Source organism: Campylobacter concisus, from assembly GCA_002092835.1.
GTDB classification, from domain to species: Bacteria; Campylobacterota; Campylobacteria; order Campylobacterales; family Campylobacteraceae; genus Campylobacter_A; species Campylobacter_A concisus_K.
Genome location: LVWL01000020.1, coordinates 1 through 16,296 on the forward strand (window position 1 = coordinate 1; position 16,296 = coordinate 16,296).

Annotated in this window: 12 protein-coding genes and 2 pseudogenes; 10 read left to right on the top strand and 4 right to left on the bottom strand. The window is 39.9% G+C overall.

The genetic code is table 11. The features are described from left to right. Positions 1-83: 83 nt before the first annotated feature. Both A3835_05865 and A3835_05870 read right to left on the bottom strand, forming a co-directional pair. On the bottom strand, positions 84-428 hold the full coding sequence (locus tag A3835_05865; GenBank protein ORI07123.1) for a hypothetical protein: 345 nt from the start codon (positions 426-428) through the stop codon (positions 84-86). Positions 429-431: 3 nt separating this feature from the next. Then, positions 432-1,754 (bottom strand): hypothetical protein, encoded by a 1,323-nt coding sequence (locus A3835_05870; protein ID ORI07124.1) that lies wholly within the window; start codon positions 1,752-1,754, stop codon positions 432-434. A 234-nt stretch (positions 1,755-1,988) separates the two neighbouring features. On the opposite strand from A3835_05870, the gene A3835_05875 reads away from it, so the two are divergent. From A3835_05875 to A3835_05885, 3 genes and pseudogenes are all read left to right on the top strand, one after another. Beyond that, complete coding sequence (locus tag A3835_05875; protein ORI07125.1) at positions 1,989-4,100, top strand: ligand-gated channel protein; 2,112 nt, start codon at positions 1,989-1,991, stop codon at positions 4,098-4,100. Between the two features lie 84 nt (positions 4,101-4,184). After that, positions 4,185-5,449, top strand: a pseudogene (locus tag A3835_05880) (3-isopropylmalate dehydratase large subunit). 77 nt (positions 5,450-5,526) lie between these two features. Further along, positions 5,527-5,925, top strand: a complete 399-nt coding sequence (locus A3835_05885) for a hypothetical protein (protein ID ORI07126.1) — start codon at positions 5,527-5,529, stop codon at positions 5,923-5,925. Between the two features lie 71 nt (positions 5,926-5,996). Here A3835_05885 and A3835_05890 read toward each other — a convergent pair whose 3' ends face one another. Further along, on the bottom strand, positions 5,997-6,254 hold the full coding sequence (locus tag A3835_05890; GenBank protein ID ORI07127.1) for a hypothetical protein: 258 nt from the start codon (positions 6,252-6,254) through the stop codon (positions 5,997-5,999). Between the two features lie 127 nt (positions 6,255-6,381). Here A3835_05890 and A3835_05895 point away from each other — a divergent pair, with 127 nt between their 5' ends. The 7 genes and pseudogenes from A3835_05895 to A3835_05925 all read left to right on the top strand — a co-directional run bounded on the left by A3835_05895 (position 6,382) and on the right by A3835_05925 (position 15,133). Beyond that, positions 6,382-6,870 (top strand): hypothetical protein, encoded by a 489-nt coding sequence (locus tag A3835_05895; protein ID ORI07128.1) that lies wholly within the window; start codon positions 6,382-6,384, stop codon positions 6,868-6,870. A gap of 105 nt (positions 6,871-6,975) precedes the next feature. Beyond that, on the top strand, positions 6,976-7,551 hold the full coding sequence (locus A3835_05900) for a molybdenum cofactor guanylyltransferase (GenBank protein ORI07129.1): 576 nt from the start codon (positions 6,976-6,978) through the stop codon (positions 7,549-7,551). Continuing rightward, entirely contained in the window at positions 7,544-8,509 is a 966-nt protein-coding gene (locus tag A3835_05905) for a phospholipase (protein ID ORI07456.1), read from the top strand. Before A3835_05900 ends, A3835_05905 begins: the two co-directional genes overlap by 8 nt. Before the next feature lie 166 nt (positions 8,510-8,675). Further along, positions 8,676-10,070, top strand: coding sequence for a gluconate transporter (locus A3835_05910; GenBank protein ORI07130.1), 1,395 nt, complete (start codon positions 8,676-8,678; stop codon positions 10,068-10,070). Next, complete coding sequence (locus A3835_05915; GenBank protein ID ORI07131.1) at positions 10,067-11,200, top strand: glycerate kinase; 1,134 nt, start codon at positions 10,067-10,069, stop codon at positions 11,198-11,200. The genes A3835_05910 and A3835_05915 overlap by 4 nt, the downstream gene beginning before the upstream one ends. Before the next feature lie 192 nt (positions 11,201-11,392). After that, positions 11,393-12,130: a chemotaxis protein gene (locus A3835_05920; protein ORI07132.1), complete on the top strand. Its 738-nt coding sequence runs from the start codon at positions 11,393-11,395 to the stop codon at positions 12,128-12,130. Positions 12,131-12,143: 13 nt separating this feature from the next. After that, positions 12,144-15,133 (top strand): annotated as a pseudogene (locus A3835_05925) (orotate phosphoribosyltransferase). Positions 15,134-15,199: 66 nt separating this feature from the next. Here A3835_05925 and A3835_05930 read toward each other — a convergent pair. After that, positions 15,200-16,261 carry an integrase gene (locus A3835_05930; GenBank protein ID ORI07133.1) on the bottom strand — a complete coding sequence of 354 codons (1,062 nt, stop codon included), beginning with the start codon at positions 16,259-16,261 and terminating at the stop codon, positions 15,200-15,202. Positions 16,262-16,296 lie beyond the last annotated feature (35 nt).

The window sequence follows — 16,296 nt, forward strand, 5'->3', positions numbered from 1 at the left end:
TTAAAAATTTGAAGGAGGGTTAGGTATTGGGGGAGTATTGCTGGCTTGAGATGTGGTATTTGTGGAGCTGGGGTGTTTAGGCATCAAATAGTTATGTCAAGCATGTGATGTTCGCTAGGTACTATTTCCTCATTATCTGCTATATCGTCCAAATTTTCTTCGTCACTATCTCTTGAATTTTGTTTTTCACTCTCAAACTCACTTGCCTCTTCTTCATTTTTTTGGCGTTCATGTTCCTTTTCAGGGTCTATTTTATAAGACTCTTCCATCGGACGTACCTCTTTGATCTCTTCACTTTGTTGCGAGGCAAGCTCAGCTGCCATCAAAGACTGCATATCAAATCTAGCTTGTTGATTTGCATGCACTTGCGACACTACTGGTGCGTTTTGATTTATAAAGTTACTATTTCCTAAAGGTGTTACAGCCATTTTTTAGCCTTTAATTATGATGATAGTTTTATAGTTCGTATAAGTGACATTTGCACCGTTTTCACGTTTTAAATTTTCGCGTTTGGTGTAGTCCACCTCGTATCTGCCAGCTCCTTTTACGCTAAATTCTACGCAGAATTTAGCTGCCATTTTTAGCACATCTTCGGGTACCTTGCTCTTGTTTGTTTTAATAATGACATGAGCGCTTGGGGTATCCTTTAGATGTAACCATATATCGTCTTTTTTGGCAAGGTCAAGCAAATTTATATTGCCTTTTTCGTTTCTACCAACTAAAATCTTAAACTCTCTAACGTAAAAAATTTCAGCATTTTCACTCACATCTTTTACATGACGTTCTTTTTGTTTTGCCTTGTTTTTTGGACTTAAAATTTCAAGCTCATAAAGACTGTTCGCTTCTTTTAAAAGAGATTTTAATCCTTCAAAAAACTCGATCTTTTCGCTTAAATTTCTCTTTTCTATCTCCACGCCAAGGGCTTTTGCGCGAAGCTTTTTTGATCTTGCGTAAAACTCATTTGCGCTGTTTTTTGGAGTATCGCTAAGAGTTAATTTTATCTCGTTGCCATCAAAATCTTTTAGACAAATTTCCCTCTCATAGCCCTTAAAATTCCCCAGATTTGCAAGCAAAAGTGATCCTAAATTTGCAGCTTCTTCACTCTTTCTCATCAGCTCATCTTTATCTTCAAGTGAGTTTAAAATTTCGCTCATGCTATCTATCTTTTTTTGTACGCTTACGAGCTTTGCCTCTTTTAAGCTAGCTATCCTGGATTCATTTACTCTGGCCGCTTCGCTCTTAAAAAACGCCTCAAAGTCAGTTATGGGCTCGCACGGTTTTTCTTTGATAGCGATGGCTGGAAGCTGCTTTAAAACTTCGCCGGTTTCTATTTTGCGGTAACTATTATCGATGTGCCTTAGTGCCTCGATTATCACGTTGTTTTCGTCAGTTATCACAGCATTTGTAAAGCGGCCAGTAAATTCAAGATAGAGGATAAAATTTTCACTTTTATATGAGCCGCTTTGCGTGCAGATAAATTTTAAAATTCTATTATCTTTTAAGCATTCAATGCTTTTTATATGCGAGGCATTGAAGCGCTTTTTTAGGACATTATCAAAAGGCGCTTGATAAATTTTTGCTTCTTTTAACTCGTCATCTTTGTAGATAGCAGAGTTTGATTTATTTAGATCAAAGATGATTTTCTCGGCATTAAATTCGATTAAAATAGCCATATCATTAATGCGTTTTGCTTGGTTTATCTTTGTAAAATTTGATAAATAACTTGCTATTTGAACTAAATGTGCGTACTTCATGTGGGGATTATATCAGAAATGTTGCAAAAATGTTTTAATAAAAGCTTTATCGCTAACTATGAAAAGAATAGTAAAAATCTGTTTTCTGATCCATGTTTAATTTTCACAAATGTTTTATTTGTAATGTTATTAAAATATAAATTTTTCGTAAATTTTTTTCATAAAAATTTAAAATATATTTTTATATAATGATAACTATTTTTATAATATTAAAAATTTTTTAAGGGATAATAAATGAATAAAATTCGTATTAGTGCGGTGCTTTGTTTTGCTATTTCTGCTTTAAATGCTACTGATGTAAGCTTAGATGGGATCAGCATTGAAGATAGCGCAGACGATGGTTACAGGGCCACAACGAGTGAGGTGGGCAAGACAAATACGCCAATTCTTGAGATCCCACAGACGGTAAACGTCGTGACGCAACAACAGCTAAAAGATAAAAAACCCGAGAGCCTAGCAGAGAGCCTTCAAAACGTGAGCGGCATTAGCTACGGCAACACCACGGGCGGTATCTTTGACTCGATCATAAAAAGGGGATTTGGCGGCGGACGCGACGGCTCGATCATGCGAAACGGCGTACCGGCTAGCGTCATGCATAGCTTTAATAAAACCGTAGAAAGTGTCGAGGTGCTAAAAGGCCCGGCTAGCTTGCTCTACGGCGCGCAAGAACCTGGCGGCATCATAAATATGGTTACCAAAAAGCCAAAATACGACTTCTCAAACGAAATTTGGGCAGGCATCGGCAACCGCAACTACTGGAATACAGGCTTTGATGCCACAGGACCTATTGCGGAGAGTGGATTTGCGTATAGATTTATATTTGATACAATGCAAAAGGACTACTGGAGAGAGTTTGGCGAATATAAAAATGTTCTCTTTGCGCCATCGCTTTCGTATAAAGGCGATGACTACCGCATAAATTTGGCCTATGCGCATACACGCTCGACCGATCCGATTGACCGAGGCATGTATCTCATTCCAAGCACTGGTAAGCTACTGCCGATAGATAAGAAAAGACGCCTTGACGAGCCATTCAATAAGCTAAAAACAAAGCTTGACACACTAGATGTAAATTTTGAGAAAAATCTCGGAGAAAACTGGCTATTAAAGGGCGCTTATGCATTTTCTCGTTCAAAACATGAGTATGGTCACATAAGGCTAATGAATGTATTAAATAATGGCACAGCGACTAGGCGAAACGAATATTACGACGGATTTATCCACCGCACACATGCTGGATCACTAAATTTAAACGGCTATGTTAAAACAGGTGAGATAGAACACAACTTGCTCTTTGGCATCGACGCAAAGGAATACTACCGCTATAGACCAGGTGGCCTAAAAGATACGGGTAACCACTTAAGCATAAACATATATCATCCTATCTATGGAATAGTAGGACTACCAACTGCCAGGGAGTCAAGCATCCAGTACCAAAAGCTAAAAACGATCGGATTTTACGCACAAGATAGCATAAATTTAACTGAAAATTTAATCTACTCTTTAGGAACTAGGTATGAATACTACGACCAAGTAGCTCGCGGCACAACCAGTGGGCCAAATAGCACAGATCAGCAAGATGGCAAATTTACGTGGCAAACTGGGCTTTTATATCTACTAACGCCTCAGTGGTCGGTCTATACCAACTACGCACAAAGTTTCAATCCGCAAATGGCTATGAAAGGCGATATCGGCGATATAAAGCCTGAAGAGGGCAAAAGTATAGAGTTTGGATCTAAATTTCAAAACGATAGCATAACGGCTAGTGCGGCGGTTTTTAATATCAATAAGAAAAACATCATGCGTACCGTAAGTGGCGTGAGTACGCCAGTGGGCGAGGCGCGCTCTAGAGGATTTGAGTTTGACTTTAACGGCCGCGTGACGCAAGGACTAAGCGTGGGCGCTAGCTACGCATTCACAAAAACTGAGGTGCGAAATGATAGCGGAGCGTTTGCCGTGCTAGTGGGCAAACCGCTAGAAGCTACGCCAAAGCACCAAGCCAGCTTGTTTGCTAACTACGACTTTAGCCACCTAGGCGCAAAAGGTCTAAGGATCGGCGGTGGAGCTAGATATTTTGGCTCGTGGTATACATACTATATAAGGACAAATTTACCTGCAGTACCAGCAGGAACGGCATTCAAGATGGATAGTGCGGTTGTTTACGATGCTTTCATCAGCTACGATACCAAGATCGCGGGCTACGAGACGAATTTCTCGTTTAACGTCAAAAACTTGACCGACAAGCTTTATTATACATCCTCATCTACTGGTACGGATGCTAATATCATACCGATACAACCAGGCTATGCTCGTCAGTTTATGCTAACAGCTAGCGTTAAATTCTAAATTTACTAGGCCTTTTGGCTTAGTAAATTTTCTTTAAATTTAGCAATTTTCGTTAAAATCGCCTCAAAAATTTAAAGGAAATTTATGAAACAAACTATCACCGAGAAAATATTTTCAGATCACGTTGGCAAAGAGGTAAGCGCAGGAGAGATCATCGAAAGTAAGATCGATATGATCATAGGCAACGATATCACGACACCTATTTCGATCAAGCAGTTTGAGCGAAGCGGCGCTAAAAAGCTAGCCAACCCAGACGGCTTTGCTATCGTGATGGATCACTACATCCCGACAAAAGATATCTTAAGCGCCAACCAAGCCAAAATTTCACGCGAATTTGCCTACAAACACGACCTTAAAAACTATTTTGACGAAAAAGATATGGCATTGAGCACGCGCTTTTGCCTGAAAAAGGGCTAGTCATCCCAGGCGACGTCATCATCGGCGCAGACAGCCATACCTGTACGCACGGCGCTCTTGGAGCATTTAGTACTGGTATGGGTAGCACCGACCTAGCTTATGCGATGATCACTGGTAAAAACTGGTTTAAAGTGCCTGAGAGCATCAAGGTCGTGTTTAAAGGCAAACTTGATAAGCACGTTTATGGCAAGGATCTCATCCTTGAGATCATCCGCCAAATAGGCGTTGATGGCGCACTTTATAAGGCGCTTGAGTTTAGCGGCGAGGTGATAGAGGGCCTTAGCATGGATGATAGATTTTCAATGTGTAATATGGCGATCGAAGCTGGTGCAAAGAGCGGTATCATCGCAGTTGATAAGATAACAAAAGAGTTTTTAAAAGATAAAAATTTACGCGATAAACCAAAATTTTTCTACTCAGACGAGGGCGCAAAATACGACAAAATTTTAGAGATCGATGTGACTAATCTTGATCCAGTTATCGCATATCCATTTTTGCCAAGCAACGGCAAGAGCGTAAGACAAGCGGTTCGTGACGATTTAGCCATTGATCAAGCATTTATCGGTTCATGTACGAATGGCCGCCTAAGCGACCTACGTATCGCAGCACAAATTTTAAAAGGCAAAAAAGTAGCTCGCAAGACAAGGCTCATCATCACTCCAGCGACGCAAAAGATCGCAAGAGCTGCCGAGAAAGAGGGCTTAATCGACATTTTCATCGAAGCAGGAGCAGTTGTGAGTAACCCAACATGTGGCGCTTGTCTTGGCGGATATATGGGAATTTTAGGTGCAAATGAGCGCTGTATCTCGACGACAAATAGAAATTTTGTCGGACGTATGGGCGATAGAACGAGTGAAATTTATCTAGCTAACTCAGCAGTTGTGGCGGCTTCAGCCATAGCAGGTAAAATCGCCGATCCAAGGGACTTATAAAAAATAATATGGATAGTTTGATATCTGACTTATTGAAAATTGTACTTGGTGCAGTCCTAACAATGTGTGTGCAATAGGTGTACGCTAATCTAAACACGAAAAAAGAGAAAAATAAACTCAGGCGACAAAAGCTAGAGGAAGCGTTTATTATAGTTGGGGATATTTTAGGGGGAATACATTACAAAGTAGCTTTATTAATAAATCCAAATTTAAATATAGAAAATCCAAAATTTGAAATTGGTAAATTACACTCGCTTATCAGTTTTTACGCACCAGAACTGCAAGAGGACTATAAGGATTTTATGTCTACATATCAAGAATTTATCCCACTTACTGCAACAAGATTTAGAACTTCAAACGATGATGATAAAAGTATAAAAGAGATAATAGATGAACTAACAAAAATAGCCTTTTTGCTGAATTCAAAAGGTAATATAATCAAAGAAAAATTGACTAAAATAGCGCAAACACTATAATAGATTAGCTGTTGTGGCGACGCAAATAACTTTTTTATTGCAGTGCTAGCCATAACAACTAAATCAGCGCATTAAAACGCTGTTATAGTTGCCAAAAGACCAAAGATTATGCCTGGAAAGTTTGCGGCAGAAAGTGGATAGTCTTTTTTAGCTTTTAATAGTCCGTAACTTGTCCAGATTGTGCAGTTTAGTGCGGCTGCCAGTGGCTGTATAAAAGGCGTCTTGTTGCCGTCAAGGTTGCCCATTATTTGTGGGATGTATGAAAAGTACATAACAACTGATAGGCATGTGCCGATCCAGCCTAAAATTTGTAGATTTTTTTCGCTCATTGCTTCTCCTTAAATAAAAGCGCCATTATATCTTTTTTAATTGTAGCAAGCAAATGGATAAAATAGCCATGATTTTTACTACGATTAAGATGGTTTTAGTAAAATTGAGCATTTTAAAAGGATAAAAATGCCAGATATAGTATATGACAAAGCAAAATGGCATTGGGGTGCAAAAGATGCGCCGACTGATATACCGCATGAAAACGGTGCGACGCACATTGCATTTTTCTTTCGCTGGTGCATGGAACACAAATTTTATTCAAAGGAATTTGCAGTAGATTTTGCAGACGATATAGCACAGATGGACGAAAATTTTAACTATCGTCAGTATCTTTTTGATGCTATGGACGGTGTACTTGGAAGTGCGGAGCTAAATACTGCTGGTAAAGCCTTTGCAAAAGCTTACTATACGACTGATCGGACAAAATTTGCCAAAATGTATGGTTGGTATTTGCAGGATTATACGGATTTTGTTTCGAAAAAATTTGGTGAAAAATACTTTGATAACGCCTATTTTTATATAGAAAATTCACAAGAAAACTATGTCTTGATCAAAGCTATCATTGATCATCGCTACGAGGAATTTTTAACAATGAAAATGGCAAAGCAGGCTTAAAATTTCACAAGTAGCATAAACAAAAATAAGTTTTTATCACATATTTTTGGTAGATCAAAGCCGCTTTTAGCTAAATTTAGCCTCATAACTTTCTTAAGGGAAAAGATGCAAACTTGCGTGATTTTAGCAGGTGGCAAAAGCTCGCGTATGGGGCAAGATAAGACACTTTTGCCATTTGGTGGTTTTAAGACGCTTACTCATTATGAGGTTGCGAAATTTAGCAAAGTTTTTGACGAAGTTTATGTAAGCTCAAAATTTGAAAAATTTAGCCCGCCACTAAAGATTATAAAAGATGAAAATAGCAATAACTATTCGCCAATGCTCGCACTTTACTCCATTCTTAAAAATTTTGATCATAGTGTTTTTGTGATACCAGCTGATATGCCATTTTTTGATCTTAAAAGCTTAGAGGAGCTTGCTAAATTTAAAGATGAATTTGATATGGTCGTGGCTAGTGATAACGAGCACATTCACTCGCTTTGTGGTTTTTTTAGCCCAAGGCTTGCCACTTTGGCTCATGAGTTTTATTTAAAAAATGAGCATAAAATCGGACTTTTGAGAAAAAGCTGTAAATGCAAAGTCGTAAATTTTAAAGATAGTGAGCAGTTTTTTAACGTAAATTTCCCTGACGAATACGAAATGGCAAAGAAAATCCAAGAAAAGAAGATAGATGATGAGTAAAATTTTATTATTTTTAAGCCTTGGTCTTAGTTTTTTGATGGCAAGTGGGTTAGATGATTTTAAAATGGCACAAGAGCTGGAGCAAAGCGGCGACATAAAGGCTGCGATGCAAATTTATAAAGAGCTAGCCAAAAGCTCTTTAAACGAGCAAAGCGTGATACAAAATGTACAAGCAAGCGAGCCAGCACCAAGAGAGGCGAAGCTAAAGCAAGCTGATCTTTTAAGAGAAGATAAAAGTGGTAAAAATTTACAAAATGCACTTGGTATCGAGCTTTATAAATTTAACTACCTTTTGCCAGTAACTTATGCTAAAAATGTGCCAGATGATGAGCGAAAGAGCGTTGAAACTAAGTTTCAAATAAGCCTTGCAAAGCCGCTATTTTACGATATTTTTGGACTTAGAGAGAGCCTTGTGGCAGCCTACACGCAGACATCTTGGTGGCAGATAACAAGAACTTCAGCGCCGTTTCGTGAGACGAACTATCAGCCAGAAATTTTTCTAAATTTTGCTTCGCCAAAATATTTGGAGCAAATAGGTGTAAAAAACCTAAAATTTGGACTTTTGCATGAGTCAAATGGACGAGATGGTAGCAATTCAAGAAGCTGGAATAGAGCTTATGTGCAAAGTGATTTTGTTTTTGGCAAGCTTAGTATTTCGCCAAGAGCTTGGATGGTAGTGGGCAATAAGGGCGATAATAAAGATATATTAAAATACATAGGACACGGCGATGTAAGGCTTAGCTACAACCTTAATGATCACATTTTTAGCCTAATGCTAAGAAATAACTTACATTTTGATAAAACAAATAAAGGTGCTGCTGAAATTTCATATATGTTTCCTATCTTCTCAACCGGAGTTTATGGCTATTTGCAGTATTTTACGGGATATGGCGAGAGTTTGATTGATTATAATAGGCATACTGATAAATTTGGTCTTGGTTTTGTTATTTTAAAATAAGCTAAAAATTTTAAACTTAAAAAATGGCTAAATTTAGGCAAATAGTCATAAATTTACTCAAATATGTCAAAAAAATTTAATTAATCAAAAAACTTAAAAATATTAGAAAAAATACAAGCAAATTTTGCTAAAATCTTAAGCAAAATCTCAGATCAAAGGAGTTTTTATGAGCGGTATCTCACTAATTGTCTGTTTTGTTGTAGCCATCATACTTATGATCGTTATGATCTCTAAGCTAAAAGTGCATCCATTTTTGGCACTTATGAGCATTTCTTTGGTTCTTGCGATCGTCGCAGGTATCGATCTATCCAAAATCCCAGCGATGATAGGTGTTGGCTTTAGCGGCACATTTAAGAGTATCGGTATCGTTATTATCTTTGGAACGATCATCGGCACTGTGCTTGAAAAAACGGGAGCTGCTTTAAAGCTAGCTGATATGGTCGTAAAGCTAGTCGGACAAAAACGTCCAGAGCTTGCCATGCTCATCATGGGCTGGGTTGTTGGCATTCCGGTATTTTGCGATAGTGGATTTGTTGTTTTAAACTCTATTCGCGAGGCACTTTATAAGAAAATTTCAGCAAGTCCAGTCGCGATGTCAGTCGCTCTAAGTGGCGGCCTATACGCATCTCACGTCTTTATCCCGCCAACTCCTGGCCCAATAGCAGCCGCAGGAACACTTGGCCTTGGCGGAAATTTACTCCTTGTCATCATCATGGGAACAGTCGTTTCAGTACCTGTTTTGATAGCTGTTTATTTCTTTTCAAAGAGTGTTGGCAAAAGTGTGACTATCAGCGACAAAGATGCTGACACTACTATCACAGCTAGCTACGATGAGCTTTTAAAGAAATTTGGCAAATTGCCTTGCGGATTTTTAAGCCTTGCTCCTATCATCATGCCTATCATTTTTATGGCGATTGGTTCTATTGTCGATGTTTTGGCAAAACAAGGCATGCTTGATAAAACGGCTCTCTTACCAAAGATACTTTTATTTTTAGGAAATCCTATCATTGCTCTTGCAATCGGCGTGATCTTTTGCGTGTTTTTATTAGTAGAAGCCAGAAAGATAAGAGAATTTGACCATATCACGAACGAGTCTTTAAAGATCGCTGGTCCGATACTCTTTATCACAGCAGCTGGCGGTGTTTTGGGTAATGTCATCACTGAGGCTGGCTTTGTAAATTTCATAAAAGAAAACGCAACCGCCATAAAAGCGATAGGAATTTTCTTCCCATTCATCATCTCAGCCGTACTAAAAACCGCTCAAGGAAGCTCGACCGTGGCTATCATCACGACAGCATCTATCATGGGTGCGTTTAGCGCTGATAACTCACTCATGCATACACTTGGCTTTACGACCGAGCTTTCAGCCGCGCTTTGCGTCATGGCGATAGCATCTGGTGCCATGTGCGTATCTCACGCAAATGACAGCTACTTCTGGGTTGTGACAAATTTTAGCAAGATGAGTGCAGAACAAGGATATCGCACACAAACAGCTATGACGTTTATAATGGGTATCGTTGGTATAGTTAGCGTTTACATATTATCTTTGGTGCTTTTATGAGAATTTTAGTTGCGATTGATTCATTAAAAGGCTCGCTTAGCTCGCTTGAGGCGGGCCTTGCTGTAAAAGAAGGACTAGAAGAGATTGGCTGCGAGGTCGTTGTCAAGCCTATCGCAGATGGTGGCGAGGGTAGTGTAGAGGCGATGGCTGATGCACTTGGTGCGAAATTTATAGATACAATAGTTAAAAATCCACTTGGTACTGAAATACTAGCCAGATACGCCCTAAAAGATGACCTTGCTATACTTGAAATGTCAAGTGCTTCTGGCCTTACACTCATAAATCCAGACGAGAGAAATCCACTAAAAACTAGCACATTTGGCTTTGGGCAAATGATAAAAGATGCCATTGCTAAAGGTGCTAGAAAATTTATCATTGGCATCGGTGGAAGTGCGACGAATGACGCTGGTACAGGCATGCTTAGCGCACTTGGCTTTAAATTTTATGATAAAGATGGCGCTTTACTTGAAGGAAAAGGCGAAAATTTAGCCAAAATTTATGAGTTTACAGACGAAGAGGCGCTAAAAGAGCTAAAGGATTGCGAATTTTTAATCGCCTGCGATGTAGACAATCCTCTTTATGGCATGAATGGAGCAGCTCACGTTTATGCCCCTCAAAAGGGTGCAAATGGCCGTATGGTAAAAGAGCTTGATGATGGGTTAAAACACTTTGCAACTCTTGTAAAGGAAAAGACTAATAGCAAATTTCACACACAAAAAGGCGCTGGCGCAGCTGGCGGACTTGGCTTTGCATTCGTGGCATTTTTAGGAGCGAAACTTCGCCCAGGTATTGAGATCATTACGCAGACTATTGCACTTGAAGATGAGATCAAAAAGGCTGATCTAGTCATCACTGGTGAAGGCCGTATGGATTTTCAAAGCTCAATGGGCAAGACACCAACTGGGGTTGCAAAACTAGCAAAAAAGTATCATAAGCCAGTGATCGCATTTGCTGGAAGCGTACAAAAATGCGCCAAAGATTGCCACAAAAATGGGATTGATGCCTATTTTTGTATATTAAATGAGCCAGTGAGTCTTGAAGAAGCTATGAGAAAAGATGTCGCGATTAGAAATTTAAAGATGACAGCAGAGCAAGTCATTCGCCTTTATATGCTAAACTACAAAGCATAAATTTAAGAAGATAGAAGCTTATTTTCTATCTTTTTCCCACTTCTTTCTAAATTTTACTATCCAAATTCTATCTTTTAAGTGCTGCAAAAATTCTCAAAATTTAATACATTTTGCAAAAATATAAAATAAACTTTAGAAAAAATATTTACTATGCTAAAATAAGAAAAAATTCTAAAAAGAAAGGAGAATTTTATGCAACAGACCTTAAATTCTCGTCGCAGCTTCATTGCAGCTGCAGGATTATTTTTTGCTACGACCGCACTAAAGGCCGCACCAAAGGACTTTAGCGGTAGTAATGTTCGCTACGGCATGGCGATAGATCTAACAAGATGTGTTGGATGTCAGTCATGTACTATGAGCTGTATGTTAGAAAACGACGTTCAGCCAGGCGCTTTTAGAACCATTGTTTCCGAGTACGAGGCAAGAGATAAGAGCGGTAAAATGGCAGTCATTGCGTCACTTCCAAGACTTTGCAACCATTGCAACAATCCAGCCTGTATTAGTGTTTGTCCAACTGGTGCTAGCCATCAAAGAAGTAATGGCATAGTAAAGATTGATACAAAAGAGTGCATAGGCTGTGCGCTTTGCGTAGAGGCCTGTCCATATCACGCAAGATATCTTAGTCTGCATACCTACAAGGCCGATAAATGTACTTTTTGTGACCACAGACTAAGAGCAGGGCTTCAGCCAGCATGTGTAGAGAGCTGTGTGGGCGGTAGCCGTATAATAGGCGATCTTAATGATCCTAACTCAAATATTAGAAAATTTCTAGCCACACATGAGACTATGGTTATAGATAGCCCTAAAAATACAAATCCACAGGTATTCTACCACGGCGTTAGCGAAATTTTAGCTAAAAACAATAAGAAACTCGAGCTTGATAATGGATATAAAAAGGTTATCAGCTGGAGCGAAGAGATAGCGCAGTAAAAGGAAATAAATAATGCAAAGAAGAGAATTTTTAAAAAGATCAGCCGTGCTCTCAACACTAACCACGAGTGTTATGCTGGCAGATGAAGATAAGGATGACTATAAACCGCAGGCAAACTCACTAGAGCCTGAATTTCGAGTAAAGGACGGCAAAATTTCACTTAGTGATGGACATAGTGTTATTTTTTCGATGTGCCATGGCTGTACGACGAAGTGTGGCATAAGACTTCATGTGGACGACAAAAACGACCGAGTTTTAAGATGTAGTGGCAACCCATACCACCCACTTTCAAACGTACACTGGGCAAATTTTGACACATCGATAAATGACGCACTTCTTGCCACAACACTAAGTGGCGAAGACGAAAAGCGAGCCACAGTTTGCGCTAGAGGAGCGATATTGCCTGAGATGATAGACTCACCTGTAAGGATACTAACGCCACTAAAGAGAGTTGGTAAAAGGGGCGAGGGAAAGTGGAAGAGCATAAGCTTTGAGCAGCTAGTAGAAGAGGTCGTAGAGGGTGGAGATCTTTTTGGTGAGGGGCATGTTGATGGACTAAGAGCAATATATAGCGACGAGCTAATCGATAGCTAAAACCCAGAGTACGGTACCAAACGCAATCAATTTTTAAGTTTTTATCTATATGACGGACGCTCTGATATCGTTGATCGCTTTGTTAAAAAGTCATTTGGCACTATAAATCACTACTCTCACGGCGGAATTTGCGGTGGTGGCTTTAGGGTCGGCGGCAAGATCGCGCACAACGCAAAGGGCTTTGCACACACAAAACCAGACTATGAAAACTCTAAATTTATTATCTACTGGGGCACTTCGCCGTCAAATGGTAGCAATCCTTTCCAAAAACAGGCAAAAATGCTCTCTTATGCAAGAGGCACTAGAGGTGACTTTAGCTACGCAGTGGTCGACCCAAGTGTTACAAATGCTGTAAAATACGCCTCTTCAGATAAAGGCCGCTGGATAGCGATAAAGCCAGGCACCGACTCAGCTCTAGCCATGGCGATGATACGCTGGATCATAGAAAATGAAAAATACGCTACAAACTACCTTATCCAGCCAAATTTAGACCAAGCAAAGCTAGCAGGCGAGATACACTGGTGCAACGCCATGCATCTAGTCATCACCGAAAAAGGTCATAAAGACTACGGCAAATTTGCACTTATCAATAACGAGTGGCAGGTCTGCTCGCAAGATGGCAAGATACAAAGCTACAAGGTAAATGAACCAGCCAAGCTCTACTATAAAGGTAAAATTTTAATAGACGGCAAAAAAGTCGAGGTAAAAAGCTCAATGCAGCTTTTAAAAGAATCAGCTTACAAGCATAGCTTAGAGGAGTACTCAAAAATTTGTGGTGTAAGCATTGAAGATATCGTCTGGCTTTGCGAAAATTTCACCAAAAATGGTAGACAGGTGAGCACAAACGTGCATGGCGGTATGATGCATACGCAAGCTAGTATGACTACCTACGCGATACTTTGTCTAAACACACTAATGGGCACTTACGGCTACAAAGGCGGCAACGTCAATGCAAGTGCTGGCACGCACGAGTTTTTAAAGGGTAGATATGACCTTGAGAGCTTTGAGGGCGCTTATAAGCCAAATGGTCTAAACTTATCAAGATCAGGCAAATACTACGAAACAAGCTCTGAGTATAAACGCAAAGTAGCAGCTGGCGGCAGCGGCTATCCATCAACTCAGCCTTGGTATCCTATCTCGATGCCACTTGTAAATGAAACTCTTACGAGCCATAAGGCTGGCTATCCATACAAAGTAAAAGTTTTTATAAACTATATGACAAACGTACTTTACGGCCAAGCAGGACTTGAAAGAGCGGTTTTAGACGCGCTAAAAGATAGTAAAAATTTACCACTTTTTGTGGGTATAGACGCTTTTATGAACGAGACAAACGCCTATGCTGACTACATCGTGCCAGATGGGGTAAATTTAGAAAACCGGGCACTTCCAAACTCGCTTTGGGGAACGATCGCTAAAACTTCAGTCGTGCGCTATCCAGCCGTTAGTTCAAAGCAGGCAAGGATAAAAACGGCGGCGTGATCGACGTTGAGGCGTTTTATATAGCCGTAGCAAAGAGGCTTGGACTAAAAGGCTTTGGCAAAAATGCCTTCAAAGACAAAGATGGAAATTTCATGGACCTTGACGTAAAAGAGCAGTACTACGCGGCTGCGCTAGCAAATTTAGCCTTTGACGGCGAGGGTGTGAAAGATATAAGCGACGAGGACAAAAAACTTAGTAAGATATCAAGAGTGATGACAAAACTCGATCCTTATCTAAAAGACGAAGAGAAGCCAAAAGTAGCACACATACTAGCAAAAGGCGGCAGATATGATAGCTACGAGAGCGCATATAAGGGCGATAAAGCAACCGTAAAAGTGCCAGCGCCTACGCCAGCTTCTATCTACTATGAGCCACTTGGTGGACACAGACACTCAATAACAGGCGAATATATGCCAGGAGTGCCAAGTCTGATGCTACCAGTTGCAAGCGACGGCACGCCGCTTGAGAAATTTTTCCCACGCTCTGAGTGGAAATATGTGGTGAGCTCTAGAAAGTCAAATATCCAGCACTTCTACACCTTTGTTAGCCCAAGACTTAGAGCTGTTCATCCTAAAAACTTCATCAGGATTGCAACAGACGTGGCTAAAGAGCAAGGCATAGTCTCAGGCGACAAGGTCAAAGTGACTACGCCTTACGGCGCGCAAGTGGGCGAGGCATTTGTGACAGATGGCGTTGCTAGGGGTGTTATTAGTATCGAGCATGGATTTGGTCATGATGAGTTTGGTATAAGAACACACCTCGTCGACGGAAAGCCAGCCTTTGGGATTGCCAACCTAGAAAAAGGCGTTAATCACAACAAACTTGGACTTCTTGATCCAAAAAGAAATGGAGAATTTAGCCTAAATGACTGGCTGGTGGGCACCTGTGCTAGACAGGCACTTCCTGCAAAGATAAGAAAGATCGGCTAATTTAATATAAATTTGGCGAGCAGAGTAAATTTGCTCGCCAAATTTTACTTTTAAAGCTTTTAAACTCTAATTCGCTAGATCCTCAGCTACTTTTGCAGCGAGTTTTAGCTTGTCACTATCAAAGTGTGTGTAAATTCGCGAGGTATTTAAGCTTGCATGACCTAGAGCTTCTTGCACCAAAACAAGGTCCTTTTGCTTTTTGTAAAGCATCGTTGCAAAGGTGTGGCGCAGCATGTGAGCACCATTTTTCTCTTTTCTAATACCAGCCTTAAAAAGGATCTGCTCCACTATGCGACTTACATAGGCTTGCGTCAGTCTGGTGCCTTTTTTATTGATGAAAAGATAGCCCTCTTTGTTGATGTAGTTTATTGCAATCGCGTTTAGATGAGCTTCTATTAAGTGTCGTTTTATCATAACGATGCGGTATTTGTTGCCTTTGCCCCGGATCCTAATGATAAAAAGATCGCCATCTTCAGTGATGTCTTTTCGCTTTAAATTTAGAGCCTCGCTCACACGAATGCCAGTAAAAATTATCGTTTTTATTATGAGCTTATTGCGATTTGAGTTTTGCTTAAAATCACTCTCCTCGATCGCATCAAGAAATTTTTTGACCTCATCTTCGCCCATAAACTCAGGTAACTTTTGCCCTTTGTTGCCACTCACTCCGCCCCAGTTTTTTAAATTTATATCAAAAACATGAGCCTTGCCATCCTCTTCATTTTGTTTGTCTAAAAACGCAAAGAAATTTATCACTGAGATGCGGTAATTTTTCTTACTAGCATCGCTTAGTCCGCCAGTCGTGCTAGCTAGTATTTCGCTTAACAGCTCTTCATCGATCTGCTTTAGGCTGCTAAGCTCGTAAAATTTCATCGTTTCATATATTTTTTTAAGTGGATTAAAGTAGGTATTTATGCCAGTAAGCCCTGCATTTCTCGCACTTTTTACCAAGCCATCAAGCTGATCAATGTTCTTTACCTCGCGGCTTAGAGCGTAATTCACACTTGCAAGTGCCTTTGGATCCCTAAGCTCTTTATTTGAAAGTGAGCTTAGCTTAAATTTGACGTAGCGGGTGAGCCAAAATATGAATGAGTTTTCAAAATTATCTTTGCAATCAAGTGGATATTTCAAACCAATAGCCTTAAATTTTTATTTTAAAAAGTATT

Coding starts and splice junctions, on each gene's coding strand:
- A3835_05920 (ORI07132.1), top strand. CDS start 11,393: ATGCAACAGACCTTAAATTCTCGTCGCAGCTTCATTGCAGCTGCAGGA.
- A3835_05875 (ORI07125.1), top strand. CDS start 1,989: ATGAATAAAATTCGTATTAGTGCGGTGCTTTGTTTTGCTATTTCTGCT.
- A3835_05905 (ORI07456.1), top strand. CDS start 7,544: ATGAGTAAAATTTTATTATTTTTAAGCCTTGGTCTTAGTTTTTTGATG.
- A3835_05895 (ORI07128.1), top strand. CDS start 6,382: ATGCCAGATATAGTATATGACAAAGCAAAATGGCATTGGGGTGCAAAA.
- A3835_05865 (ORI07123.1), bottom strand. CDS start 428: ATGGCTGTAACACCTTTAGGAAATAGTAACTTTATAAATCAAAACGCA.
- A3835_05890 (ORI07127.1), bottom strand. CDS start 6,254: ATGAGCGAAAAAAATCTACAAATTTTAGGCTGGATCGGCACATGCCTA.
- A3835_05910 (ORI07130.1), top strand. CDS start 8,676: ATGAGCGGTATCTCACTAATTGTCTGTTTTGTTGTAGCCATCATACTT.
- A3835_05870 (ORI07124.1), bottom strand. CDS start 1,754: ATGAAGTACGCACATTTAGTTCAAATAGCAAGTTATTTATCAAATTTT.
- A3835_05915 (ORI07131.1), top strand. CDS start 10,067: ATGAGAATTTTAGTTGCGATTGATTCATTAAAAGGCTCGCTTAGCTCG.
- A3835_05900 (ORI07129.1), top strand. CDS start 6,976: ATGCAAACTTGCGTGATTTTAGCAGGTGGCAAAAGCTCGCGTATGGGG.